Origin of the sequence: Bradyrhizobium sp. HKCCYLS2038 (assembly GCF_051167655.1) — a bacterium.
Classification (GTDB): domain Bacteria; phylum Pseudomonadota; class Alphaproteobacteria; order Rhizobiales; family Xanthobacteraceae; genus Bradyrhizobium.
Genome location: NZ_JBNPTM010000002.1, coordinates 793861 through 818636, shown reverse-complemented (window position 1 = coordinate 818636; position 24776 = coordinate 793861). Strand labels below are relative to the sequence as shown.

Sequence of the window (24776 nt, the reverse complement as noted above, 5' to 3'; positions counted from 1 at the left end):
ATCTTGGGCGGACTGTAAGCGAACCGGAGCGACGCGCATGAGCACCTTGAAGCCGCTGACCATCGACGTCGTGTCCGACGTCGTCTGTCCCTGGTGCTACATCGGCAAGCATCGCATCGAGGAGGCGCTGAAGCTAGTGCCGGACGTGCCGGTGACGTTGAACTACCGGCCGTTCTTCCTCAATCCCTGGGTGCCGCGCGAGGGCATCAGCCGCGAGCAGTATCTGACGACGAAGTTCGGCTCGGTCGAGGCCTACAAGGGCATCGCCGGCCGCGTGGTCGCGGCGGCCGAGCAGGAGGGGCTCAGCTACCGGCCCGACAAGGTCGCGCGCCAGCCCAACACCACCGATTGCCATCGCCTGATCCACTGGGCCGGCCAGATCGGCAAGGCGCCGGAGATGAAGCAACGGCTGATGGAGTTGTATTTCCGCGACGGCGGCGATCTCACCGATGTCGAGGTGCTGGTGCAGGCGGCGGCGGATTGCGGGCTAGATGCTGCCGTCGTCCGCAGGATGCTGGCGACCGAGGACGACGTCGCGCTGGTCTCGGGGCAGGCGCAGGAAGCCGCCGAGAAGGGCATCTCCGGCGTGCCGACCTACGTCTTCGCTCAGAAATACGCCGTCTCAGGCGCGCAGGATCCGCAGATGCTGGCGCGCGCAATCCGGCAGGTGTCGGCCGAGGTCAATGCCGAGGCTGCGGAGTAGGATTGCGGTTCTTCCGCCAGTCGCGGATCGCATGAACCGCGCGCCGGGCGAAGCCGAGACCCTCGCGCCGGGCGATCAGCGCGGCGTGGATGATCTCGACGGCCGGATCGCGCGCATGCAGCGGGATCAGCACGTCGCCGATCGCAAGCCGTCCGCGCCAGATCGGGTTGATCATGGGGTGGTCAGGACCAGCGGTGGAATCGGCGGTGCTGATCACAGGATCGCTGCAGAGATGACGCGTCAGGTCGAGCGTCAGCTGCACACCCGGCGAATATTTGGCGAAGCGCTCGTCGACGCCGAGCTTGAAGAAGAAGGCGCGGTCCTGATGCCGCAGCACGAGGCCCGCCGCCACCGCCGCGTTGCCCGCGTGAAGCGTGACGATCTCGCAGGCACGGTCCTGCGCCAGCGCCGGCGCCGCGCGGTGGATGAACGCTGCATCGCCGTCGTGCTGAACCAGCGCGGTGCCGCGTCGGCCCTTCCATCCGCTGGCTTCGAGGGTGAGGAAGGTTTCCAGCGCAGTCGTCACCTCGCCCGCCGAGCGCGCCACCTCGAAACGGACGGCGCCGTGTTCGGCCAGTCGGCGGCGCTGGCGGCCGAGTTCCTTCAGCTTCTTGGCGCCGAGTGCATCCTGCAGCACCATCTCGCCATCGCCGGTCGCATCGAGCAGCGCGCGCTCGTGGGATTGCACGATGCGTGGCCGCAAACCGTCCCGCCGCAGTACGTCCTCGAACGCGCGCATCGCGGGGCCGGCGGTGGACATGTCGCGCAACAGCACGGCGCGTGCGCCGGTGCGTCGCGCGGCCTCGAGCAGTCGAGTGATGGCCGTTTCCGCGCGGTCACTGTCGATCAGCGGTGTGCACAGCGTGCCGTAGGGATGGCCGCTCGCCAGCACCGGCAGCGGCAGCTGATAGGCGCGCCACAGCGAGGTGACCGGCATCAGGCCGATCAGCTGCCCGGGCCGATCGTCATCCCATGCGCTCAGCGCGGCCGTTCCGGTGCGGCCGCGGACCGACGCGTTCACCGCGAGTTCCCAGCCGGGCAGATAGTAGCCGTTCGGCTCCAGTGCGCGGCGCGCCAGATCCTGCCAGGCCTGAGATGCCACGCCGTCGAGCGGACCGGTGCGCGCCGTCGGCGACAGCTCGCTGCGGCGTCCATCCGCAACGGATGGCGCGCGTGCAATGGTATGATCGATGATCTCGGCCACGTCCCGCTGATCCCCTCGCTGCACGCAATTGCAGCTCGGTCGAATGGTAGTGCAAAGCTGACAAGATTGGCCTTGCCGATCAACTCGGATTTGCCGCATCGCCTTAACGGCGCATTCACCGCGAATGCGGCGCGCGCTCAGCGGATCAGCGCGACGTCGCGGAATGCGCCGATCAGCGGCTTCTCGAGCTTGCCCTCCATGCTCTGGAGGATCTCATAAGCCTTCTCGCGCGCCATCACCGGCTTGTAGCTGCGATATTCGATCAGTGCCGAGAAGATGTCGGAGATGGTGAGGATGCGTGTCAGATCGGGAATGTTGTTGGCCATCAGCCCGTCAGGATAGCCGCTGCCGTCGAGGAATTCGTGATGATGACGGACTGCGGTGAGCACCTCGGGCGTGATCGAAGGGTTCTCCTTCAGCACCTCGTACCCGGCCGCTGGATGAGTCTCGACCAGCGCGCGCTCCGTCGCATCGAGCCGGCCCGGCTTGTCGAGGATCGCGAGCGGGATCTTGGCCTTGCCGATGTCGTGGAACATCGCCGCCATGTACAGCCGCTCGAGGTCCGTGCTGTGCACGCCAAGGCTCAGGCCGAAATCGACGGTGATGCCGGTCACCAGCAGACAATGCTGATAGGTGCCTTCATGGTGGCGCCGAACGGTCGTGAGCCAGTCGGACAGGCCGTGCTCGGCGACGCAGTCGGCAATGCGTTTTCCGGCGCGCCTTGTCTCGGCGATGTCGATCTCGGCTCCGCTCAGCACGGCTGCAAACATCGCGGCAATGCTGGCTGCTCCCGCGGTCGCGGCCTGGCGATCGTCGACTGCGACGCTGATGGCGGCCGGGCTCGGTGGTGCGCCGAGGAGCTTTCCCAACAGCTGATTGCGACTCGGCGTATTCGACAGCACGCTGGTGGCGCCGAGCGCATAGGCCTGCACCGTGGACAGGCGCGATTTGTGATTGGTGAGGAAGATCCGCCGCGGGATGCGCGCGATACGGTCGGCGATCTCCTTCAATGCGGCGATGTTGTCGACGACGCGCAGATCAGCGGCGACCACGATGGCGTCGATATCACGGCCCTTGATGTCGGCGTCACCGATCAGTTCAGATGTAAGCGAGCAGCGCTCAGCCAGCATGCCGCGCAACAGCGCGAGCTTGGCTGTGTCATCGCCGACGAGGTGAACCTTCATGAAGAGCCAGATCCAGCAGTCATTCTGCACCCAATGAGGCTGAATGTTCCGCAACAATCGTTAAATTTGCGCCATTCGTTCATTCGGCGGCTTGCCTGTTGCGTTAGCCCGGAACTAACCCTGTCCGAGGGGACGGTAGCTGGTTCCGCGGGGGGAGCGTTCACCGCCACCGTTCGACCAATACTGCGGCATTTCGGCCGGGCATGAACCGGGTCGAGCGCCGGCTCGACCAATCGGCACATCCTGAGAAGATTGGAGTTCCCATGTTTCGCCACGCTCTCCGGGCCGCATTGCTCGCCGGCGGCCTGCTTGCCGGTCTGGCGCCTGCCATGGCCGAAAGCAGCCGGCTGGCGCTGGTGATCGGGCAGTCGGCATATCGATCGGTCACACCGCTGCCCAACCCTGCCAACGACGCCAGCGCGATGGCGAAAATGCTGGGAGAGGCCGGCTTCGACGTGACCACGGCGGCCGACCTGTCGCAGAAGGATTTGAACCGCGAGGTCGGCGACTTCGCCGCCAAGATCGCGAGCAAGGGTCCGGATACGGTGGCGCTGGTGTTCTATGCCGGCCACGGCCTGCAGATCGATGGCGAGAACTATCTGGTCCCCGTCGATGTCGATCCTCGCCGCGAGGCTGATATTCCGCTGCAGGCGGTGCGTCTCAACGATCTTCTGAATACGCTCAACTCAGTACCGAGCCGGATGCGCATCCTGCTGCTCGATGCCTGCCGCAACAATCCGTTCCCCGCGATCAGCCAGAGCGCCGGCCGCGGTCTGGCGTTGCTCGACACCAAGAGCGGCGCGCCCGGCACGTTCCTGTCCTACTCGACGTCGCCCGGCGCCGAAGCCGAGGACGGGACTGGTGGCAACAGCCCCTACACCACGGCGCTGCTGCAGGCGGCGCGCGAGCCGGGACTGCCGATCGAGGAGGCCTTCAAGCGCGTTCGCGTCGCGGTAAACAAGTCCACCGAGGGACGCCAGACGCCCTGGGACTCGTCGTCGTTGACGGAGGATTTCCGTTTCGTCGGCGCGACCGATGTCAGTTCCGCCAATGCCGGGCCGCGGCCCGTGGTCGCCAAGCGCAGCGTCGACGAATGGAAGCGCAGCCTGCAAGGCAAGCCGATCGAGGCTGCCAACGAGCTTATCGTCGGCGACGGCAGCGTCGAGGCCTATGAGGCGTTCGTCACGCTGTACACGGCGGCGCCCTACGGCCCGCAGGCGCGGCAATGGCTGGATCTGCACAACCGGATGGCGGCCTGGAACGATGCCGTGCTGATCAACACGGTGGCGTCCTACCAGAGCTTTCTCGATCGCTATCCAGACAGCGACCTCACGCCGACCGCGCGCAAGCTGATCGAGCGGCTGCGCAACCGTCCCGTCGTCACGCCTGTGGTCGCCGCGGCCAATGCAGCGATCCCCGCGGTGGCTCCCGCCATTCCGGCTGTCGCACCGACCAATGTCGCGGTCGGTCCGACCTGTCCGTGCACGCAGACGCCGCCGGCGCGCAAGTCCGAGCCCAAGCGGGTTGAGGAGAAGCCGGCCAGAAAGCGCGACGACGATCCGCCGAAGCGCGCCAGCCGCCCGACGCGCCGCGACCCCGGCGACGACGTGGTGGTCTATGCGCCGCCGCCGCCTCCGCCGCGTGAATATTATCCGCCACCGGTGCGAGTCGTTCCTCCGGTCAGCATCGGCATCGGGATCGGCGGAGGCGGCTACGGGCGCGGACCTTCGAACTACCCGACGCGGCGAGGCTACGGATACTGAACCTGCATCACATCGACATCACGCGCGGCCGTCCCACAAGGGCGGCCGCTTGCATTTGACTTGAGCTGAACCGCCGTTCGAACCAGCGTCCGCACTGACACGATCCACTCGTCCCGCGGCTCCGCCGTCCGTCCCATTGGGCTTGGACCGCGCGCTCACTGGCGTTTTCCTCAACTGGCGCGTCATCTGCGGCGCGGTTTGCGGGAAAGGTCGTCGATGTCGTTCCGTTGGGGTTTGGCCGCGCTCGCGGTGATCTGGACACACATGGTGCTTTCGCCCGCCTGGGCCTGGCAGCATTGGGGTGGAGATGCCGGCGGAACGCGGTTCTCTCCGCTGGCGCAGATCACGCCGGGGAATGTCGACCAGCTCGTGCAGGCCTGGGCGTATCACACCGGAGACATGGCGAGCCGATCACCGGCCGCCGCGCTTCGTACCAAGTTCGAGGCGACGCCGCTGCTGGTCGAGGACAGCCTCGTATTCTGCACGCCGTTCAACGCGGTGATCGCGCTCGATCCCGGCACGGGCGCGCAGAAATGGCGCTTTGATCCCAAGGTCGGCGATGGCCTCCGGCCCGCCAATCGTTACGCGTGCCGCGGCGTCGCCTACTGGGTCGACCAGAGCGCCGCGGCCGATGCCGCCTGCCGCAGCCGTCTGTTCATGGGAACGGTCGACGCCCGCCTGATCGCGCTCGACGCCCGCACTGGACGACCCTGCGCCGGCTTTGGCCGCGACGGCGAGGTGCGGATCGACATTGCCAAGGACTTGCTGTGGGCGGGCGAATTTCAGATCACATCCGCCCCCGTCGTCGGCCGGGACGTCGTGGTCGTGGGTTCGTCGATCGGCGACAATGCGCGCGTGGATGCCCCCGCAGGCACAGTGCGCGGCTTCGATGCGCGCAGTGGTGAACTGAGATGGAATTTCGATCCGCTGATCCATGACGGCATCACCGCGGGCCATGCCAACGTATGGGCGCCGATGTCGGTCGACGAAGCGCGCGGGCTGGTGTTCCTGCCGACGTCCTCTCCCAGTCCCGACTTCTTCGGCGGCCTGCGTCAAGGCGACAACCGCCACGCCGATTCCGTGGTCGCGCTGCGCGTCGAGAACGGCACGATCGCCTGGTCCTTCCAGACCACGCACCACGATGTCTGGGACTACGACCTGCCGGCACAGCCGACTCTGGCCCGGCTCGACAACGGGCAGGGCAGCCGTGATGTGGTGATCCAGCCGACCAAGCAGGGCTTCGTGTTCGTGCTCGATCGGGACACCGGCCTGCCAGTCTGGCCGGTCGAGGAGCGCGCGGTGCCGCAAGGTGCAGTCGAGGGCGAGCGTCTGTCGCCAACGCAGCCGTTCCCGACCCATGTGCCGGCCCTGCTGGAGCAGCGCTTCACCCCGGGCGACATCTTCAGGCCTGTGCCGAGCCTCATCGACTCGTCCTGTGACGAACAACTGGCCGGCTTGCGCAATGACGGGCTGTACACGCCGCCGACGACCCAGGGCACACTGCTGTATCCAATGACCGGCGGCGGCGTGAACTGGGGTGGGGCCGCGTTCGATCCCGTCCGTCAGATCCTCTACGCCAATGTCAGCCGGGCCGTTCACATCGTCAGGCTGATCCCGCGCGATCAGGCAGACCGGATGACGCCACCGCGCGGTGTCGACTTCGGAGCGCAGCGCGGCGCCCCGTTCGCGGTGACGAGGACCGTGGCGATGTCCCGGCTCGGCCTGCTGTGCAATCGGCCGCCCTGGGGTGAAATGGTCGCCGTCGACCTCAGGGCCGGCAAGATCGTGTGGCGCTCGACCGTCGGCACCACGGAGGACCGTGCGCCGCTCGGGCTCGCGTTCAAATGGGGCACGCCGCTCGTCAACGGCGTCCTCGTCACGGCTGGCGGGCTCGTCTTCACCGGGGCCATGGACGCCTATCTGCGGGCCTATGATGCTGGTTCGGGCCAAGAGCTGTGGCAGGGGCGGCTGCCGGTTCCCGGCGTCGCCAACCCGATGACCTACGAATGGAACGGGCAGCAATATCTGGTGATCGCAGCGGGCGGCCATTCCGAGGCTGGTACGACGCTGGGCGACAGTGTCGTGGCGTTTCGGCTGGCACGGGAGGGGGAGGCGCCGTCGTGGTGGTCACGGACGATCGACCGGCCCGGCGGCCGCTTCAACGGCGGCGCGTTACTGGCGGCGGTATTTTTGGTCGGGCTGCTGGGGCTCGCAGTGTGGCGGCGGCGCAAATGTCGGGCGTAGCCGGCCTGCATTCTTTCAATCGAAGGCGACGCCGATCCGTTTGTCGTGGCTCCACACCGCGTGGCAGCGCCGCGTGAACTTGTCGGCCGGGATCACCAGCGTGAAGGCTTCGGGCAGGCCGACAGGGCTCACCACCTCGACGCGGGCACCGGTGTCCGAGATGTTACGGACCGTGCAATCGACCGCGCCGCCGCCGTCGAATGCCAGCCTGCCTTGCTTCAGCACCCGATGCCGGGGCGCAATCCGTTTCTCTGAGGTCTCGTTCATCGCTCGCAACCCGATGCTGACTTGCCGTCAGCTTTCGCCTCAAAAGCGCATAAAATAAAACAGGCCCGGGTTTCATTGAGATAAATGCCGTGCGCAAAGGCCGCGCCGTCGTCTTCACCTTTTATTAAGGCTCCGGCCCATCCGGTCAGAGCATCGCGAAGGCGCTCGAGACCATGGCGACTGGTTTGCCGTCGGTCGCGCTCGTCAGTGTGACGCGGCCGAAGCTCATGGTCCGCCCCATCCGGATCACGCGCGCGTCGGCGAGCACGTCGGAGGAGGCGACGGCGCGCATGAAATGTGTGGTCTGATCGACTGTCGTCATCGGCCTGTAGCCGCCGCTCGCCGTCACCATTGCGATCACCATGGCGGTGTCGGCGAACGCCATGAGCGCCTGGCCACAGACGACGCCATTGTCCCGGCAGAGGCGAGACGAGAACGGCATTCGCAGGACTGCGCCGGGCTCCCCCTGCGCCGACGGTCTGATGTCCTCGACAGCCAGTTCGAGGTCCTGGATCCAGGGGGCAAACACCTCATTCAGAATGTTGCGCGCTTGCGTGATGGTGAAGTCGGCTGGGTCATTCGGCACGAACGGAGATCCTCCCATGATCACCTCCGCGGCTTGCTCCGGCAGGTGGAGTCAATGCATGGTTTGTCGCGGACGTGGCGGCTTGAAATGGCCGGAGTTGGAATCCTATGATGGATGCCCGCAACGGGACAGGTGGAATGCGACCCCGTGGCGCTGTTCTGCAGTCCGCGCGTTCACGAGACGAGCCAGGCCGAGCCCGCCTGAGGCCTGCCCGTTCCTGAGCCTTCGCACGGGCTTGGCGCGCGGGCCAGCGGTGCTATAAGGCGGCGGAAGACCGGGGAGTGACCAATGAAGAAGCTGATCGTGATGGTGTCGGTTGCTGTGCTGGCCGGTGGCGCCGTTCCAGCGTTGGCGCAGACGCCCCATATCAATCTCCTTGCTGACGGCCCCTCCAAGACCCCCGAGGAGAAGGAGGCTGAGGCGACCCGAGACAAGGCCTACAAGGACACGATGCGCAAGATCCCGGACGCCAAGGCGAACTCCGATCCGTGGGGCAATGTGCGCACAGTCGAACAGCCGAAGGCGACGCCTCCCGTGAAGACCACGGCGGCCAAGAAGCCGAAGACGGGCGCCAGCACGAACTGATCCATTGCCATTGAGGCGAACCGGGGCGGCGTTCTGCCTACGGTCTGCGTTCGGACTCGGATTCGCTGCAGCTTGGTCTATATTGACGGGGTTGCAGCGTGTTGGAGTTCTTCGATGGGGTTGCGCCCGCGGGACATTGCCAGCCGAATGGCGGCCCGGCGCCGAAGGGGCGACGGGTATGTGCGCGACACGTTCACCCTGCCACGCGAGGAAGCGCGCGCCAAAGCCCGTGACTATCTGAGCCGATATCCGAAGGCGGGCTATATGAGCGCCGTCGAAAGTTGGCGCGAGCTGCCCGACGGGGCCATCGAGTTCACGATGCGACGGCTGCCGAGCGCAGACTGATCCCGTGCGAGCGGCTCATTCCTTCTCGCCCAGGAGCTTGCGGGTATCCCGATTGATGAAGTGAAGCCGGGTACAGGCCTTGCAGACCACGGTTTCATAAGCACATGCGGGATCGCCCGCCCTCGGCTCTTCGAGCCAATGCTGAACGTTCATCCCGGTCCGCGGACATTTGAAGATCAAGTTACCCATATAGTTCCAATGTCTGCCATGATGGAAACAGACATTTTGATCTCGATCAATGTCGTGTGCCGAAAAGTCGATCAGCCGCGTCAAGGTTTCAGTCAACGATTGAATCGCCGTTCTGTATTCTACTCTGGATGAGCGGTCGGCGGCCCGTCAGGCCTGATCCAGCGACTCCGCGACGATGCGGATGCGGAACACGGGCTGTCTCGTTTCGTCGAGCAGCTCCATCTGCCATTCTGAATTTTCAGCGAGCTTCCGCGAGATGCTGCTGGCCATGTCGGCGCAGACCGTCGTCATCTCTTTCCAGGCTGCGTTGCGATCGACGCACTCGGTCCCATACTCGGACGCGCCTGAAAAGTGGCCATTACGGATACGAAAGAAATAGAGCGGCATTGCCAAAACCGGTGAGCCCTGACCGCCCCAGGCCGCTGGGTTTGATTTACGCAACGTAAATGGAGGCGGAAAACCCGATGGGATCAATTCCGGTAAAATACGGTCGACTATTGATAGTCCGCTCAGCGCCCGAACACGCGGTGATTGCAATGTTCGTCGAGCAAGTGAGCCCCGGACCGCCGCGATCCGAGGCTCCGCATCAACGTCGTAGCTTCCCCCTCGGGGCAGTTCGGCAATGACAAACAGAAGCATAGTGCAAGACTGGCGTGCGCGCCTTGCGACAAATCAAGGTTGCATCGTTTCGATGCGCAAGTGAGGGCTCGAAGATTCTGGCGGCGCCGCGAGACGTCGAGCAGCGTGTCGCACACGACAGCGGATTTGCCCCGGCCAGGTTTCGCTGCGAGCGCGGTCGGAGGCTCTTGAGCCAGGAGAGGCAGGTCGCACGTCGCGCTTCGTCCACTCCGGATTGATAAGAGGCCAATCAGTTCCGCCGAGATCGTTCAACGAGATGATACACCGCAAACGTCGAAAGCCCCGGACAGTGTCCGGGGCTTTCTTTCGGCGCGGATGGTTTCAGGGCCGAGCGCCTACACATGACAGAGGCGGCTACACATGCTTGCTGATATGAGCCTGCCATCGCCGCAACGAACAAACAAACTCGGGGCTGATCAAAAATTTGTTTCGCGTTCGACAACCGAATTCTTATACCGCAACCAAAAGTTTATGACAATGGCTCTTATCCGAAACGCCTGAGCCGAAATCGACGGCGAGTGATCTGTCTCACGCAGGCGCAAACGCTGCGGCATGCTACCGCGACCTCACGCGAAGCAGGTCTGATCAGCGGACCTGCTCAAAGCACTGGAACAGCGCTTGATCTGCCGACCATCATGTCGGCGCATTTGAACTGCTGATTTTTACGTTTGCTGGAGGTGGTTGCTTAGGGTCGTATCCAACGATCTGCGACAGCAGGCTGTTGCCGCGCCCTCCGGACCGCTGGGATCACAGGCCAGTCGTGCACGACGCTTACGCGTGCACACGAAATGAGCCGAACAAAAGCGGAAGAGACTTAGGAACTTCGTTCTACTCAGGAGAACCACGGGCGCGTCCGATCAGCGCACGCCCTATCAGGGAAAAGTTCTGACTAGCTCGATGAGTCCAACGATGGCGGCATTGAGTTCGGGGAGCTGTTCGCTCGGTATCCAATATTCGAGATGGTCACGGCCGCCGGCCTCCCGGACCTGATAACGAGAGATGAAGCTGCGCGCGATCGCGAAGCGCACCACATAGCCGTGGCCGCTTGCCGGCACGTTCCAGTCGCGCGCGATCTTCACCGCATAGTCTTCGCTGAGCACAGGGTAGAAGATCGGCTGCTCGGGCAAACGAGGTGGAAATGCGCGCATGCCGGACGCCTCGATCAAGACGAGTTCCTTCGGACCGACCGGGCGCCAGAGCGTCACTGTTTGTTCGACATCTGAAACCGGCATGGGTCTCGCAGAGTTGGCCGCAATTCGTCTGGGGATTGAACAGAACGCAGATCGAAAGATCCTGCAAGGCTGCTCGAGGCACGCACCTTCTGGTTGCGTTGGGTTCGTCCAATCGAGCATGGCGATGCCGGAATGGCGGCATCCACTCTGGCGCTTGGCATCCATGAATCTTCGGCACCTCCGCAATGAGGCGCATCGAGCCCGACGGCAGGTCGGGGCGGGCACGCCGGCTTCAGCGGCCGGTTCGGCTCACGCATGGTTGGCCGCCGAAGGGTCCGATCTGAAAAGCCTCAGATGTCGGAAAGAACATATTGCGAACAAAGAACAGATAGGGTACATTCACCTCAAGATTGCTGGCCACCTCGTTAACCGTTTGTCGATCCCGCGAATCCCCGCCATAAGGAGCGCCAATGTCCGCCACTGCCCTGCGTATCGTCGAAGGTTCCTCCATGGATAAGAGTAAGGCGCTCTCCGCGGCGCTGTCCCAGATCGAGCGTCAGTTCGGCAAGGGCTCGGTGATGAAGCTGGGCAAGAACGACCGCTCGATGGATGTCGAGACGGTGTCGTCCGGCTCGCTCGGGCTCGATATCGCGCTCGGCATCGGCGGCCTGCCGAAGGGACGCATCGTCGAGATCTACGGGCCGGAATCCTCGGGCAAGACCACGCTGGCCCTGCACACAGTAGCGGAAGCGCAGAAGAAGGGCGGCATCTGCGCCTTCATCGATGCCGAGCATGCGCTCGACCCGGTCTATGCGCGCAAGCTGGGCGTCAACATCGACGAGCTCCTGATCTCGCAGCCTGATACGGGTGAGCAGGCGCTGGAAATCTGCGACACCCTGGTGCGCTCCGGGGCTGTCGACGTGCTGGTGGTCGATTCCGTGGCGGCGTTGGTGCCGAAGGCCGAGCTCGAAGGCGAGATGGGCGAGTCGCTGCCCGGCCTGCAGGCCCGCCTGATGAGCCAGGCGCTGCGCAAGCTGACGGCCTCGATCAACAAGTCCAACACGATGGTCATCTTCATCAACCAGATCCGCATGAAGATCGGTGTGATGTACGGCTCGCCGGAGACCACAACGGGCGGCAACGCGCTGAAGTTCTACGCTTCGGTGCGCCTCGACATCCGCCGTATCGGTGCGATCAAGGAGCGTGACGAGGTGATCGGCAACTCCACCCGTGTGAAGGTGGTGAAGAACAAGCTCGCGCCGCCGTTCAAGCAGGTCGAGTTCGACATCATGTATGGCGAGGGCGTGTCCAAGATGGGCGAGATCCTCGATCTCGGCGTCAAGGCCGGCATCGTCGAGAAGTCCGGCGCCTGGTTCTCCTATGACAGCCAGCGCCTTGGTCAAGGTCGCGAGAACTCGAAGACGTTCCTCAAGGCCAATCCTGACATGACCGCCAAGATCGAGGCCGCGATCCGCCAGAACTCCGGCCTGATTGCCGAGCAAATCCTGGCCGGCAGTGCCGAGCGCGACGCCGACGGCGAGGAGCCGGCGGAGGAGTAGAGCCGAGCGAATAAGATGAAATGCAACGGGCGCCGGTCATTTGACCTTGGCGCCCGTTGTCGTTTGGATCGTGTGAAAGCTCGGCCGGATCTTTGAGGCCGAGCAACCGAACGCGGCGCGTCCGGTTGCTCGGGGTTCGTCAGATCAACATGCTGATCTTACTCCGCCGCCTGCGCGTAGTCGCCGACCGGCGGGCAGGAGCACACCAGGTTGCGGTCGCCGTAGACGTTGTCGACGCGGCCCACCGGGCACCAGTATTTGTCGGTGCGCGAGGTGCCCGCGGGGAAGCAGCCCTCGCTGCGGCGATAGGCCCTGTTCCAATCGTCGTCCGCAATGTCGTGCACCGTGTGCGGCGCGTGGCGCAGCGGCGACGCCTCGATCTTGAAGCGGCCCTGTTCGACCTCGGCGATCTCCTTGCGGATCGCGATCATGGCGTCGCAGAAACGATCGAGCTCGGCCTTGGATTCCGATTCGGTCGGCTCGATCATCAAGGTGCCGGCGACCGGAAAGCTCATCGTCGGCGCGTGGAAGCCGTAGTCGATCAGGCGCTTGGCGATGTCGTCAACGGTGACGCCGCTGCTCTGCTTCAACGGCCTGGGATCGATGATGCATTCATGCGCGACGCGGCCGCGCTCGTTGCGGTAGAGCACCGGGAAGTGCTGATCGAGCCGCGCCGCAACGTAGTTGGCGTTGAGGATCGCGATCTCGGTGGCGCGCGTCAGGCCGTCGCCGCCCATCAAGAGCATGTAGATGTAGGAGATCGTCAGGATCGAGGCCGATCCGTAAGGCGCGGCCGAGACCGGCCCGACCGGATGAGCGCTCGCGCCGTCCGTGTTGGGGTGTCCCGGCAGGAACGGTGCGAGGTGCGCCTTGACACCGATCGGGCCCATGCCCGGGCCGCCGCCGCCATGCGGGATGCAGAACGTCTTGTGCAGGTTGAAATGGCTGACGTCGGCGCCGTAGTCGCCGGGCCTGGAGAGGCCGACCTGCGCGTTGAGGTTGGCGCCGTCGAGATAGACCTGGCCGCCATGGGCATGGACGATGTCGCAGATGTCGCGGATGTGCTCCTCGAACACGCCGTGGGTCGAGGGATAGGTGATCATGATGGCCGCGAGCGTCTTGCTGTGGGCCTCCGCCTTGGCCTTGAGATCGGCGAGGTCGACATTGCCGCCCGTGTCGCAGCCGACCACGACGACCTCCATGCCGACCATGTGCGCCGACGCTGGGTTGGTGCCATGCGCGGAGGAGGGGATCAGGCAGATCCTGCGGTGGCTCTCGCCGCGCGCGGCATGATAGCCGCGGATCGCCAGCAAGCCGGCATACTCGCCCTGTGCGCCCGAGTTCGGCTGCAGCGACACCGCGTCGTAACCGGAGATCCGGCACAGCCAGTCCTCGAGATCGGCGAACATCGTGTGATAGCCCGCCGCCTGCGCGCGCGGCACGAACGGATGCAGGTTCGAAAATTCCGGCCAAGTCAGCGGGATCATCTCGGTGGTCGCGTTCAGCTTCATCGTGCAGGAGCCGAGCGGAATCATCGCGCGGTCGAGCGCGAGATCGCGGTCGGCGAGCTTGCGCAGGTAGCGCAGCATCTCCGTCTCGGAGCGGTGCGCGTGGAACACGGGATGCGTGAGGTACGGCCGCTGCCGCTTCAACTCGGCCGGGACAGCGTCGCGCGCGCCAGCTTCGATGTCAGCGTAGGACAGCTCGCCGCCGAACGCTCGCCAGACGGCTTCGACGACATCGGATGTCGTGGTCTCGTCGAGCGCGATGCGCAACTTGCTGCCGTGGCGGCCGAGATTGATGCGCTCGCCTTCCGCACGCGCGATGATCGAATCGGCCTTGGCGCCGGCTTCGACGGTGACTGTATCGAAGAAGCTCTCGCTGGCCGGCGCCAAGCCCAGCTTGCGCAGCCCGGCTGCCAGCACCGCGGTCCGGCGATGCACCGTGCGGGCGATCGCCTTGAGCCCTTCGGGGCCGTGATAGACCGCGTACATCGCCGCGATCACCGCCAGGAGCACCTGGGCGGTGCAGATGTTCGAAGTCGCCTTCTCGCGCCGGATGTGCTGCTCGCGGGTCTGCAGCGCCAGGCGGTAAGCGGGCGCCCCGCGCGAATCGACGGACAGGCCGACGATGCGGCCGGGCAGCGAGCGCTTCAGTGCGTCGCGCACCGCCATGTAGGCGGCGTGGGGTCCGCCATAGCCCATCGGCACGCCGAAGCGCTGCGCCGAGCCGATGGCGATGTCGGCGCCGAGTTCGCCCGGCGAGGCGATCAAGGTCAGCGCCAGCAGGTCGGCGGCGAGGATCGCCAGCGCGCCCTTGTCGTGCAGCCTTGCGATGGCTGCGCGCGGATCGCGCAACGCGCCGGTCGTGTCGGGATATTGCAGCAGGCCGCCGAACACCTCGGCGCCGTCCAGATCCTTGGCGGGATCGCCGACGATCAGCTGCCAGCCCAGCGGCTCGGCGCGGGTGCGCAGCACCGCCAAGGTTTGCGGGTGGACGTTGTGGTCGACGAAGAACGCCTTGGTCTTGCCGCGCGCCGACCGCTCGGCCAGCGCCATGGCTTCTGCAGCCGCCGTGCCCTCGTCGAGCAGCGAGGCGTTGGCGACATCGAGCCCGGTGAGGTCGCAGATCATGGTCTGGAAGTTGAACAGCGCCTCCAGCCGGCCCTGGCTGATCTCGGGCTGATAGGGCGTGTAGGCAGTGTACCAGGCCGGGTTCTCCAGGATGTTGCGCTGGATCACCGCTGGCATGAGCGTGCCGAAATAGCCCTGGCCGATCAACGAGGTGAAGACCTCGTTCTGCGCCGCCAGCGCGCGCATGTGGCCAATCGCCTCGACCTCGCTCAAGGCGGGCTCCAGCGAGAGCGGCGCGGCCTGCCGGATCGTGCCGGGCAGGGTCTGCGCCATCAGCTCCGCGACGGTTTTCGCGCCCACGGCCTCCAGCATCGCCGCGACGTCACGGGGCGAGGGACCGATATGGCGGCGGGCGAAGCTGGTGGCGGCATCATCGAGCGGCTTGAGCGGCGTGGTCATGAGGGCCTCGCTGGAAGATCCAAAGTTGGTGTCATCGTCCGTCCCCGGTTCTCGCCTGCGGCGAGCCCGAGGACAGGCTCCAGCGGACGATCCGGTACGCCGAGGCGCCTGTGGTCGACCGCTGACGCTGGTGAGTATTGGATGCCCCGCCTGCGCGGGGCATGACGGCGGGTGTGGTGACCCGCGAACTCATCACGCCGTGTGCGCCTTGTAGGCAGCCTCATCCATCAGGCCGCCGAGCTCGGCTTTGTCGGCGATCTTCAGCTTGAAGAACCAGGCCTTGCCATTGGCGTCGGTGTTGACCAGCGCCGGCTCGTCGACGATGGCCTGGTTGACCTCGACCACCTGGCCGGTGATCGGCGCGTAGACGTCGGAGGCGGCCTTCACCGATTCGACCACGGCGGCGGCTTCCGTCTTCTTCAGCGCGCGGCCGACCTGCGGCAGCTCGACGAACACGACGTCGCCGAGCTGGGCCTGGGCATAATCGGTGATCCCGATGGTGGCGACGTCGCCATCGATGCTGAGCCATTCATGGTCTGAGGTGTACAGCGTGGTCATGGACGTCCTTCAGCGCTTCTAAGGGGTCAACGTTTGTAGGTGTTGGGGACGAAAGGCGTGGCGGCGACCCGCACCGGCAGCCGCTGGCCGCGCACATCAGCGAACAGTTGCGTGTCGGGCACGGAGAGGGCGGTCGGCACATAGCCCATCGCGACGGGGGCGTTCAGCGTCGGGCCGAAGCCGCCGGACGTCACCTTGCCGACCGGCTCGGTCGAATCGGCGGTCGAGAACAGCGTCGCGCCCTCGCGCACCGGCGCGCGGCCCTCCGGCCTCAGGCCGACGCGGCGGCGGGCCGCGCCACCCTCGAACTGTGCCAGGATCTTGGCTGCCCCCGGAAAACCGCCGGCGCGCGCGCCGCCGTTGCGGCGAACCTTCTGCACCGACCATTCCAGCGCGGCCTCGACCGGCGTGGTGGTCGTGTCGATGTCATGGCCGTACAGGCAGAGCCCGGCCTCGAGCCGCAGGCTGTCGCGGGCGCCGAGCCCGATCGGCAGCACGTCCTTGTCGGACAGCAGCGCCTCGGCGAGCTGCTCGGCCTTGTCGGCCGGCACCGAGATCTCGTAGCCGTCCTCGCCGGTGTAGCCCGAGCGCGAGACGTAGCAGGCGAGACCGTCGACGCTGCGCGGACCTGCGTCCATGAACCGCATCGTCTCGGCCTCTGCACAGAATTTCGCCAGCACGCTCGCCGCCTTCGGTCCCTGCAGGGCGAGCAGCGCCCGGTCAGCCAGCGGCTGCACCTCGCAGACGTCGGACAATCCGTCGCGCAACAGCGCGATGTCCGCTTCCTTGCAGGCGGCGTTGACGACCAGCACCAGGTGCTCGCCGAAATTCGCCACCATCAGGTCGTCGAGAATGCCGCCGTCAGCATTGGTGAACTGGGCGTAGCGCTGGCGGCCGGCCGGAATGCCGATGATGTCTTGCGGCACCAGCCGCTCCAGCGCGGCGGCCGCGTCGGCCACGTTGCCGGATTTCGGCACCAGCGCGACCTGGCCCATGTGCGAGACGTCGAACAGCCCGGCGTGGCTGCGGGTATGGAGGTGCTCCTTGAGCACGCCGGGCGCGTATTGCACGGGCATCTCATAGCCCGCGAACGGCACCATCTTGCCGCCGAGGCTGACATGCAGCGCGTGCAGCGGGGTTCGCTTCAAAGAGTGGGGGGCAGCCGGTTCAGCCATCAGGGGTCCTCGCGCGGTTCCTCGGGACCAGTCCCGAAAAACACCACCGAAGCCCCATCTGTCGCTGTGCCTGAGAGTATTATCCCGTCGGCGGACGCCTCCCGGGATCAGGCCCGGCCAGCGTCTCTTTCCAGATGCAGTTGAAGTCGCGAGGGTCCTTTTGCCTGAGAGTTTCCGGGGCGGTTGCTCCTTCGGCGCCGGCCCTTGATGTTCAACCAGAACTTCAAAGAGCCGATCTCTCCCGACGCGACTGTCGTCAGTGCGGCCGACCAAACACCAGCTCGCGGGAGCTGTCAACGCGTCACCATGGCTTTCAACCAGCTTTAGGAGCCGTGCAGCAACCCCATGATGTTTCTGCACAGTTTCTGGACACGCGATAGTCCCTTGTCTAAAAGCATTGCCGCCGAATTCCCGGACTTTGCGCGATTGGATTGCTATGAGCGGCGTCAACGAGATCAGGTCGACCTTCCTCAATTTCTTCGCTGCGAACGGCCACGAGATCGTGCCGTCCTCGCCGCTCGTGCCGCGCAACGACCCGACTTTGATGTTCACGAACGCCGGCATGGTGCAGTTCAAGAACGTCTTCACCGGCGTCGAGAAGCGGCCGTACAACCGCGCCACCACGTCGCAGAAATGCGTCCGCGCCGGCGGCAAGCACAACGACCTCGACAATGTCGGCTATACCGCCCGGCACCACACCTTCTTCGAGATGCTCGGCAACTTCTCCTTCGGCGACTACTTCAAGGAGAACGCCATCGAGCTCGCCTGGAAGCTGGTCACCAAGGAGTTCGGCCTCCCGAAGGACAAGCTGACCGCGACCGTCTACATCGACGACGACGAGGCGTTCGGGCTGTGGAAGAAGATCGCCGGCCTGCCAGAATCGCGCATCATCCGCATCGCCGGCTCGGACAATTTCTGGCAGATGGGCGACACCGGCCCGTGCGGCCCGTGCTCGGAGATCTTCTACGACCACGGCGACAAGATCTGGGGCGGCCCTCCGGGATCGCCGGAGCAGGATGGTGACCGCTTCATCGAGATCTGGAACCTCGTGTTCATGCAGTATGAGCAGCTCGAGGGCGGGGTGCGCAATCCCTTGCCGAAGCCCTCGATCGACACCGGCGCGGGCCTCGAGCGCGTCGCCGCGGTGCTGCAGGGCAAGCACGACAATTACGACATCGACCTGTTCGTCGCGCTGATCCGCGCCATCGCCGACCTCACCAATGCCGACCCGCAGGGCCCGCAGAAGGCGAGCTTGCGCGTCATCGCCGACCACCTGCGCGCCTCGTCGTTCCTGATCTCCGACGGCGTGCTGCCGTCCAACGAAGGCCGCGGCTATGTGCTGCGCCGGATCATGCGCCGCGCGATGCGCCACGCCCAGCTGCTCGGCGCCCGCGAGCCCTTGATGCACAAGCTGGTCGGCACGCTCTCCCGCGAGATGGGCCAGGCCTATCCCGAGCTGATCCGCGCCGAGTCGCTGATCAAGGAGACGCTGCGGCTGGAGGAGACGCGCTTCCGCAAGACGCTGGAGCGTGGCCTCGCGATCCTCGACGAGAAGTCGTCGACGCTCACGAAGGGCGACATGTTCGACGGCGACGTCGCCTTCACGCTGTATGACACCTACGGCTTCCCGCTCGATCTCACGCAGGACGCGCTGAAGTCGCGCGGCATCAGCGTCGACCAGGCGTCCTTCACCGACGCCATGGAGCGTCAGAAGGCGAAGGCGCGCGCCGCCTGGGCAGGTTCGGGCGAGGCGGCCACCGAGACGGTCTGGTTCCCGCTGCGCGAGAAGCTCGGCGCCACCGAGTTCCTCGGCTACGACACCGAGACGGCGGAGGGAGCGGTCACCGCGCTGGTCAAGGACGGCGCCGAAGTCAACAGCCTCAAGGCCGGCGAGAGCGGCGTCATCGTGCTCAACCAGACGCCGTTCTACGGCGAGTCCGGCGGCCAGGTCGGCGACACCGGCGTGATGACCGGCGACGGCGTCCGCGTCCGCATCACCGACACCCAGAAGAAGGCCGGCGACCTGTTCGTGCATATCGGCACGGTGGAGCAGGGCACGCTCAAGCTCGGCACGGCGCTGCAGCTCGACGTCGATCACGGCCGTCGCTCGGCGATCCGCGCCAATCACTCCGCCACCCACATCCTGCACGAGGCGCTGCGCCAGGTGCTCGGCGACCACATCGCCCAGCGCGGCTCGCTGGTCTCGCCCGACCGCCTGCGCTTCGACTTCGTCCATCCGAAGCCGATTTCGCCGGAGGAGCTTGCCCGCGTCGAGGACATCGCCAACGACGTCGTGCTGGAGAATGCCGAGGTCACGACCCGGCTGATGGGACTCGACGACGCCCGCGAGGCCGGCGCCCGCGCGCTGTTCGGCGAGAAATATGGCGACGAGGTCCGCGTCGTCTCGATGGGCAACGTCGCCCGCGACCACGGCAACAACGCGATGGGCTGGTCGGTCGAGCTGTGTGGCGGCACGCACGTCAAGCGTACCGGTGACATCGGCCTGATCGCGGTGACGTCCGAGAGCGCGGTTGCGTCGGGCGTCCGCCGCATCGAGGCGCTGACGGCGCGCGGCGCCCGCGCGCATGCCAACCACAATCTTTCGCTCGCCAAGGCCGCCGCGGCCGAGCTGCGCACCACCGTTGACGAGGTGCCGGCGCGCATCACCGCGCTGATGGAGGAGCGCAAGAAGCTCGAGCGCGAACTGTCTGACGCGCGCAAGAAGCTCGCGATGGGCGGCGGCGCTGCAGCCGGCGGCGCCAGCTCCGGCGTGCGCGAGGTCAACGGCGTCAAGCTGATGGCCCGCGCGGTCGATGGCGTCGAGGTGAAGGATCTCAAGAGCCTCGTCGATGAGGCCAAGAAGCAGCTCGGTTCCGGCATCGTTGCCATCGTCGGCCGGGCCGAGGACGGCAAGGCAGGCGTCGTGGTCGGCGTCACCGCCGATCTCACCGCGCGCTTCAACGCGGTCGAGCTGGTCCGCGCGGCGTCCGAGGCGCTCGGCGGCAAGGGCGGCGGCGGCCGTCCCGACATGGCCCAGGCCGGCGGCCCCGATGGTGCCAAGGCGGAGGCTGCGCTGGCCGCGATCGAGAGCGCGATCAGCAAGGCCGGCTGATCGTGCCGCCGCTCGGGCCCGGCGAGAGCGTTCGCGACCCCGATCTGCGGGACCGGCTCTACGAGCTGCTCGAGCACGATCATCTGCCGCTCTCGGTCGGCTCGCGCTTCGTGCGCATGATCGTCATCGTGATCTTCGCCGACGTACTGGCGACGATCCTCGCCTCGGTGCCGCATCTCGATGCCCGCTTCGGGCCGACCTTCACCGCGGTGAAGGTCATGGCCGTGCTGGTGTTCGGCTTCGAATATGTTGCCCGGCTCTGGAGCGTCGCCGGCCACACGCCGCGCCACGTCTCGGCGCTGCGCGACCGGCTCGACTACGCCTTGTCGGCGCTCGGGGTCATCGATCTCCTGGCCTTCCTGCCGGCCGCGCTGGTGCTGTTGTTCGGCGATCATGCGATGCTGGCGATGCTCGCGGTGCTGCCGTTCTTCAAGCTGGTGCGCTATTCGCCGGCGATGCGCTCGCTGCTCGCGGCGATTCAGGCCGAGCGCCGCACTTTGGTCGGCTGCCTCGTGATCCTCGCCGGCGCCGTGCTGCTGTTCGCCTCGCTGCTCTACGCCGTCGAACGCGACGTGCAGCCCGAGAAGTTCGGCACCATTCCCGATGCGATGTGGTGGGCGATCGTGACGCTGGGCACCGTCGGCTATGGCGACGTGGTGCCGGTGACGGCGCTCGGCAAGGCGATCTCGGTGTTCACCATCGTCGGCGGCCTCGCGATGATCGCGCTGCCGGTCGCCATCATCTCCAACGCCTTTGCCGACGAGGTGAAGCGGCGCGACTTCGTCGTGACCTGGGGCATGCTGGCGCGGGTGCCGCTGTTCTCGCATCTTTCGGCCTCGGAGATCGCCGACATCATGCGTCTGTTGCGCGCACGCACCGTCGAGGCGGGCGAAATTCTCGTGCGTCGCGGCGACGTCGCCTCGTCGATGTATTTCATCACCGCGGGCGAGGTCGAGATCGAGCTGCCGACGCAATGCGTGCGGCTCGCCGACGGCACCTTCTTCGGTGAGATCGCGCTGCTGCACCGGACCAAGCGCTCCGGCACCGTCAAGGCCACGCGCAAGACGCGGCTGCTGGTGCTCGACGCCCAGGATTTCCACGCATTGATCACCCGCATGCCCGCGCTCGCCGCGCATGTCACCACCATCGCCAAGGCCCGCATGGCGGACTCCGGCGACCTCGCCCTCGCCGAACTGTCCCAGGCCGAGCACGACGACCAGCCCGGCGGGTAGGGGGCGGCAAGCCGTTCGGATACGGCTGCTATGCTCCCCTGAACAGCATTGTGTTCGTGCGCAATTGCGCACGCGGCGCCGGGTGAGACCGGCTTCTCGCGCAACAACCCCCGCTGTCATCCCGGCGCACGCCGGGATCCATACCCCCAGGGAGAGGTTTGAGGGCCGGCTGGTCATCGGCTTTTTGCCCATCACGACTGCTGCGGCGTATGGGTCCCGGATCGGCGCCGCGCCGCGCTGGTGCGCGTCGTGGCTTGTCCGGGACGACGGCGGAGTTTGTAGTCTCTGTAGAGTGGACAAAGCGGACGCCCGCAAGGCGGTCGGGTGCCCACCGTGCATCCGTTTGCTCGGCAGCCACGGCGGGCACGGCGCGCGATGGCGTTGGGATCGTCGCGCCAGCGGAGGCGCGCCTTTGCCGACCCTACGGCAGCATTGCTGGCGGTCGATTTCACATTCTCAAACAGCACGGACATGAATTCGCAATCTCGCGGCGCGTCGTGCCCGAGGTCTGCTGTTAGTCCGCCCTCGACAAATGATGAGGGCGCAGGGAATGCCGGGTGAGGGCCTCACCCATGGCCCGCCTGCGAACAAAATGCAGGCGGCAGGTACCACAGGCAAAGCCGGTTCATCCGGCATTCCCTGCGCGGCGGTTTTAACGCTTATACGCGATCTCCTCGGTGCACCGGGCTTGTTGGCCACCGTGGCGACGACGCGCGTGACGCACGCCATCGCGGGACACCAGCTTCGGGGTGTCAGGACCACGCGACTTCACGTCCGCGAGACCATCATTCGTCCGCACCATCCGGCGCGCTGATGCCCTCACGTCCACCGCATTGCCGGCCCAACGTTTCGTGACGACGCGTACGCCCCTCATCCGGACCGGAACGCAGGCAGTAAGGCATGGAATGCTGATTTTCGGAAGTAATTTATTTTTGCGTCGGGCTCTTGAAATGAGCGATGTCGTTGGGCGCATTGTTGAATTCAGATTTCAGTCGCATCCAATTCAGATCGGTCGATACAGCCTCCTATCCCGTCCGAGCACGCCCTGCCGCTCGTCGGGCAAATCAGGACAAAGGGGGCAGGACCGTCGCCCGACGATGTCACGGCGCACCATGGATTGCAGAACCGGCCTCGCAAAATCCGCTGACGAATGCTATGCTTTCAATCGGTCGCTTTGATGCGCCGTGTCCTTGGAAAAATTGATGTCCGAAACGAAGACCTACGCGCACCCCTCGGCTTTACCGCCCAGCGCGGCGGAACTCGCAGAATGGAATGCGTTGACGCGAGAAGAGCAGATCGCGCGCGTCAAAGAGTTTTTCGCGCATCCGGATTGCTAGACGTTCACCGACGAGACCGCTGAAGACATCATTGCGGCCTCCCGGCAGCGCGCCGCGGCGCGCCGTGGGTAGCTACCGCCTCAGCATCCGTGCGCGAAGTCAGCTCGCGCAAATCTATGAATACACTGAGAGTCATTTGGAGCCTATCAGGCGGAAGCCTATGCGTCCGGACTGATCCGAACTTTCGAATTGCTCTCAGATTTTCCTGCCATCGGCCAATCCGCCGAGGATTTCCGTCGAGGGCTCCGACGGTTTCGCTTCCAGGCGCACGTCGTCTACTACACGGTGTCGGTTGACGTGGTGGAGATCCGCGGCGTGTTGCACCACGCGCGCCAGATCAGATCCAGCCTGTTCGATTGATGCAGTCGGGAACCTAGCCCGGCATCCGTCCGGCTGCTCTCGGGCCTGCCCATTCGGACAGGTGTGACATGACGTCGATTGACTCTTTCGCACTGCGACACGACATCTCCGGGGATCGTCACGCTCAGGATGCCGAGGAGACCCCCATGACCGCAGCCGACGCCCATCCGGTCCCCGGCCAGCACCTTGCCGCCGACGTCGTGGACTGGCTCACCAACGGCACCCGCGACCAGCGCTTCATCGATGACATCTTTGCTCAGATGTGCATTCGCCTGCGGCAGGCCGGCGTTCCGGTCAAGCGGGCCACGCTGCATGTGCAGATCAATCACCCGCAATGGCTCGGTGCCCGCATCCTGTGGAGCGAGGGCATGGAGGGAGCCGAGATCGCCCGCGTCGACTACGACGTGCGGGAGCGGTCGGAATTCGTCGGCAGCCCGGCCAGCGAAATCCAAGATGGCGCCGACGAGATCCGCGAGAACCTGGCCCGCGATCCCAAGCTCGGCCGCCAGCACGCGATCTATGACGAGATGCGGGCGCAGGGCCTCACCGACTACGTCGCCTGGCCGATGTACCACACGCTCGGCAAGCGCCACATCGTGACCTTCGCGACCGACCGGCGCGGCGGGTTCGAGCCGGCGCAGATCGACGCGCTGCTGCGGCTCATGCCGGTGCTGGCGCTGGTAAGCGAGATCCGGATCAAGAACCGTCTGGCGCGTACATTGCTCGAAACCTATGTCGGGCCGCATGCCGGCGAGATGATCCTGGCCGGCGCCACGCGGCGCGGCAGCGGCACCACCGTGCGCGCCGCCATCATGATCTGCGATCTCCGGGATTTCACCCGGATCTCCGACAGCTGGCCGCGCGACGACGTCATCGATCTGCTCAACGGCTATTTCGACGCGATGGTCGAGCCGATCACCCGGCATGGCGGCGAGATCCTGAAGTTCATCGGCGACGGCCTGCTCGCGATCTTTCCGCTCAGCCAGCCGCAGGCCTGCGCCAAGCTGCTGTATGCGGTGAGCGATGCGCGCAAGGCGATGGCGGAATTGAACGGGCGCAACGCCAAGGCCGGCCGCGCGCCGCTCAACTACGGCATCGGCGTGCATCTCGGCGACGTCATGTACGGCAATATCGGCTCGCTCAGCCGGCTCGACTTCACGGTCATCGGCCCGGCGGTCAACATGGCCTCGCGCATGGAAGCACTGACCAAGCAGGTCGGCCGCAACGTGCTGCTGTCGCGCGCCTTCTGCGAGCATCTCGAAGGCGAATTCGCACTCGAGCGCGTCGGCGAGTTTCCGGTGCGCGGTTTCAGCGATCCGATCGAGCTGTTCTCGTTCGAGGGGTAGCGCGGAGATTGTTGTAGGGTGGGCAAAGCGGCCGCCGTCAGGCGGCAGCGTGCCCGCCGTTGCGCGCAGAGCAATCGGATAGATGGTGGGCACGGCGCCATGACGATCGCGATCGTGGAATGAGCACGGCTGCGCCTTTGCCCACCCTACAGTTGAACGAACGCGATGAGCAAATCCATGCGCG

Annotated in this window: 21 protein-coding genes and 1 riboswitch; of the genes, 11 read left to right on the top strand and 10 right to left on the bottom strand. The window is 65.6% G+C overall.

Going from position 1 to position 24776, the window contains the following annotated elements; genetic code table 11:
• The first annotated feature begins 37 nt into the window (after positions 1 to 37).
• On the top strand, positions 38 to 703 hold the full coding sequence (locus tag ACQR1I_RS12925; protein ID WP_434864970.1) for a DsbA family oxidoreductase: 666 nt from the start codon (positions 38 to 40) through the stop codon (positions 701 to 703).
• On the opposite strand, the gene ACQR1I_RS12920 is transcribed toward ACQR1I_RS12925, so the two are convergent.
• A complete protein-coding gene (locus tag ACQR1I_RS12920; protein ID WP_434864969.1) occupies positions 681 to 1907 on the bottom strand; it encodes a GNAT family N-acetyltransferase in 1227 nt (408 codons plus the stop codon). The genes ACQR1I_RS12925 and ACQR1I_RS12920 overlap by 23 nt on opposite strands.
• Positions 1908 to 2044: 137 nt before the next feature.
• Positions 2045 to 3091, bottom strand: coding sequence for an HD-GYP domain-containing protein (locus ACQR1I_RS12915; protein ID WP_434864968.1), 1047 nt, complete (start codon positions 3089 to 3091; stop codon positions 2045 to 2047).
• A 263-nt stretch (positions 3092 to 3354) separates the two neighbouring features.
• Between ACQR1I_RS12915 and ACQR1I_RS12910 the strand changes: the two genes are divergently transcribed.
• Positions 3355 to 4854 carry a caspase family protein gene (locus ACQR1I_RS12910; protein ID WP_434864967.1) on the top strand — a complete coding sequence of 500 codons (1500 nt, stop codon included), beginning with the start codon at positions 3355 to 3357 and terminating at the stop codon, positions 4852 to 4854.
• A 216-nt stretch (positions 4855 to 5070) separates the two neighbouring features.
• Positions 5071 to 7098: a pyrroloquinoline quinone-dependent dehydrogenase gene (locus tag ACQR1I_RS12905; protein WP_434864966.1), complete on the top strand. Its 2028-nt coding sequence runs from the start codon at positions 5071 to 5073 to the stop codon at positions 7096 to 7098.
• Positions 7099 to 7113: 15 nt separating this feature from the next.
• On the opposite strand, the gene ACQR1I_RS12900 is transcribed toward ACQR1I_RS12905, so the two are convergent.
• Positions 7114 to 7365: a PilZ domain-containing protein gene (locus ACQR1I_RS12900; RefSeq protein WP_434864965.1), complete on the bottom strand. Its 252-nt coding sequence runs from the start codon at positions 7363 to 7365 to the stop codon at positions 7114 to 7116.
• A gap of 145 nt (positions 7366 to 7510) precedes the next feature.
• Positions 7511 to 7951 (bottom strand): PaaI family thioesterase, encoded by a 441-nt coding sequence (locus ACQR1I_RS12895; protein ID WP_434864964.1) that lies wholly within the window; start codon positions 7949 to 7951, stop codon positions 7511 to 7513.
• Positions 7952 to 8239: 288 nt separating this feature from the next.
• On the opposite strand from ACQR1I_RS12895, the gene ACQR1I_RS12890 reads away from it, so the two are divergent.
• Positions 8240 to 8536, top strand: coding sequence for a hypothetical protein (locus ACQR1I_RS12890; RefSeq protein ID WP_434864963.1), 297 nt, complete (start codon positions 8240 to 8242; stop codon positions 8534 to 8536).
• Between the two features lie 114 nt (positions 8537 to 8650).
• Complete coding sequence (locus ACQR1I_RS12885) at positions 8651 to 8881, top strand: hypothetical protein (RefSeq protein WP_434864962.1); 231 nt, start codon at positions 8651 to 8653, stop codon at positions 8879 to 8881.
• Between the two features lie 15 nt (positions 8882 to 8896).
• Here the strand turns inward: ACQR1I_RS12885 and ACQR1I_RS12880 are convergent, their stop codons facing one another.
• From ACQR1I_RS12880 to ACQR1I_RS12870, 3 genes are all read right to left on the bottom strand, one after another.
• Positions 8897 to 9166 carry a hypothetical protein gene (locus tag ACQR1I_RS12880; protein ID WP_434864961.1) on the bottom strand — a complete coding sequence of 90 codons (270 nt, stop codon included), beginning with the start codon at positions 9164 to 9166 and terminating at the stop codon, positions 8897 to 8899.
• A 51-nt stretch (positions 9167 to 9217) separates the two neighbouring features.
• Positions 9218 to 9457, bottom strand: coding sequence for a DUF6894 family protein (locus tag ACQR1I_RS12875; RefSeq protein WP_434864960.1), 240 nt, complete (start codon positions 9455 to 9457; stop codon positions 9218 to 9220).
• Between the two features lie 1124 nt (positions 9458 to 10581).
• Positions 10582 to 10941, bottom strand: coding sequence for an ADP-ribosylation/crystallin J1 (locus ACQR1I_RS12870; protein WP_434864959.1), 360 nt, complete (start codon positions 10939 to 10941; stop codon positions 10582 to 10584).
• A 410-nt stretch (positions 10942 to 11351) separates the two neighbouring features.
• Here ACQR1I_RS12870 and recA point away from each other — a divergent pair, with 410 nt between their 5' ends.
• Positions 11352 to 12440: a recombinase RecA gene (gene recA / locus ACQR1I_RS12865; RefSeq protein ID WP_434864958.1), complete on the top strand. Its 1089-nt coding sequence runs from the start codon at positions 11352 to 11354 to the stop codon at positions 12438 to 12440.
• A gap of 158 nt (positions 12441 to 12598) precedes the next feature.
• Here recA and gcvP read toward each other — a convergent pair whose 3' ends face one another.
• The 3 genes from gcvP to gcvT form a co-directional block, all read right to left on the bottom strand.
• Positions 12599 to 15472 (bottom strand): aminomethyl-transferring glycine dehydrogenase, encoded by a 2874-nt coding sequence (gcvP, locus tag ACQR1I_RS12860; protein WP_434864957.1) that lies wholly within the window; start codon positions 15470 to 15472, stop codon positions 12599 to 12601.
• A 192-nt stretch (positions 15473 to 15664) separates the two neighbouring features.
• Positions 15665 to 16030, bottom strand: a complete 366-nt coding sequence (gcvH, locus tag ACQR1I_RS12855; RefSeq protein ID WP_434864956.1) for a glycine cleavage system protein GcvH — start codon at positions 16028 to 16030, stop codon at positions 15665 to 15667.
• Positions 16031 to 16056: 26 nt separating this feature from the next.
• The gene (gcvT, locus tag ACQR1I_RS12850; RefSeq protein ID WP_434864955.1) at positions 16057 to 17205 is read right to left on the bottom strand and encodes a glycine cleavage system aminomethyltransferase GcvT; all 1149 of its coding nucleotides are present in this window, start codon (positions 17203 to 17205) and stop codon (positions 16057 to 16059) included.
• 142 nt (positions 17206 to 17347) lie between these two features.
• A riboswitch (glycine riboswitch) is annotated at positions 17348 to 17459 on the bottom strand.
• Positions 17460 to 17641: 182 nt separating this feature from the next.
• Here gcvT and alaS point away from each other — a divergent pair.
• The 5 genes from alaS (at position 17642) to ACQR1I_RS12825 (ending at position 24592) form a co-directional block, all read left to right on the top strand.
• Positions 17642 to 20317, top strand: coding sequence for an alanine--tRNA ligase (gene alaS, locus ACQR1I_RS12845; protein ID WP_434864954.1), 2676 nt, complete (start codon positions 17642 to 17644; stop codon positions 20315 to 20317).
• A 2-nt stretch (positions 20318 to 20319) separates the two neighbouring features.
• Positions 20320 to 21549, top strand: coding sequence for a cyclic nucleotide-gated ion channel (locus ACQR1I_RS12840; protein WP_434864953.1), 1230 nt, complete (start codon positions 20320 to 20322; stop codon positions 21547 to 21549).
• 1202 nt (positions 21550 to 22751) lie between these two features.
• Positions 22752 to 22886 carry a hypothetical protein gene (locus ACQR1I_RS12835; RefSeq protein ID WP_434864952.1) on the top strand — a complete coding sequence of 45 codons (135 nt, stop codon included), beginning with the start codon at positions 22752 to 22754 and terminating at the stop codon, positions 22884 to 22886.
• A 189-nt stretch (positions 22887 to 23075) separates the two neighbouring features.
• Positions 23076 to 23246 carry a type II toxin-antitoxin system RelE/ParE family toxin gene (locus tag ACQR1I_RS12830; protein ID WP_434864951.1) on the top strand — a complete coding sequence of 57 codons (171 nt, stop codon included), beginning with the start codon at positions 23076 to 23078 and terminating at the stop codon, positions 23244 to 23246.
• 146 nt (positions 23247 to 23392) lie between these two features.
• Positions 23393 to 24592: an adenylate/guanylate cyclase domain-containing protein gene (locus ACQR1I_RS12825; RefSeq protein WP_434864950.1), complete on the top strand. Its 1200-nt coding sequence runs from the start codon at positions 23393 to 23395 to the stop codon at positions 24590 to 24592.
• Positions 24593 to 24776: the final 184 nt, after the last annotated feature.

Coding starts and splice junctions, on each gene's coding strand:
- gcvH (WP_434864956.1), bottom strand. CDS start 16,030: ATGACCACGCTGTACACCTCAGACCATGAATGGCTCAGCATCGATGGC.
- ACQR1I_RS12835 (WP_434864952.1), top strand. CDS start 22,752: ATGTCCGAAACGAAGACCTACGCGCACCCCTCGGCTTTACCGCCCAGC.
- ACQR1I_RS12890 (WP_434864963.1), top strand. CDS start 8,240: ATGAAGAAGCTGATCGTGATGGTGTCGGTTGCTGTGCTGGCCGGTGGC.
- gcvP (WP_434864957.1), bottom strand. CDS start 15,472: ATGACCACGCCGCTCAAGCCGCTCGATGATGCCGCCACCAGCTTCGCC.
- ACQR1I_RS12875 (WP_434864960.1), bottom strand. CDS start 9,457: ATGCCGCTCTATTTCTTTCGTATCCGTAATGGCCACTTTTCAGGCGCG.
- ACQR1I_RS12905 (WP_434864966.1), top strand. CDS start 5,071: ATGTCGTTCCGTTGGGGTTTGGCCGCGCTCGCGGTGATCTGGACACAC.
- ACQR1I_RS12825 (WP_434864950.1), top strand. CDS start 23,393: ATGACCGCAGCCGACGCCCATCCGGTCCCCGGCCAGCACCTTGCCGCC.
- recA (WP_434864958.1), top strand. CDS start 11,352: ATGTCCGCCACTGCCCTGCGTATCGTCGAAGGTTCCTCCATGGATAAG.
- alaS (WP_434864954.1), top strand. CDS start 17,642: ATGAGCGGCGTCAACGAGATCAGGTCGACCTTCCTCAATTTCTTCGCT.
- ACQR1I_RS12915 (WP_434864968.1), bottom strand. CDS start 3,091: ATGAAGGTTCACCTCGTCGGCGATGACACAGCCAAGCTCGCGCTGTTG.
- ACQR1I_RS12900 (WP_434864965.1), bottom strand. CDS start 7,365: ATGAACGAGACCTCAGAGAAACGGATTGCGCCCCGGCATCGGGTGCTG.
- ACQR1I_RS12910 (WP_434864967.1), top strand. CDS start 3,355: ATGTTTCGCCACGCTCTCCGGGCCGCATTGCTCGCCGGCGGCCTGCTT.
- ACQR1I_RS12885 (WP_434864962.1), top strand. CDS start 8,651: ATGGGGTTGCGCCCGCGGGACATTGCCAGCCGAATGGCGGCCCGGCGC.
- ACQR1I_RS12925 (WP_434864970.1), top strand. CDS start 38: ATGAGCACCTTGAAGCCGCTGACCATCGACGTCGTGTCCGACGTCGTC.
- ACQR1I_RS12870 (WP_434864959.1), bottom strand. CDS start 10,941: ATGCCGGTTTCAGATGTCGAACAAACAGTGACGCTCTGGCGCCCGGTC.
- gcvT (WP_434864955.1), bottom strand. CDS start 17,205: ATGGCTGAACCGGCTGCCCCCCACTCTTTGAAGCGAACCCCGCTGCAC.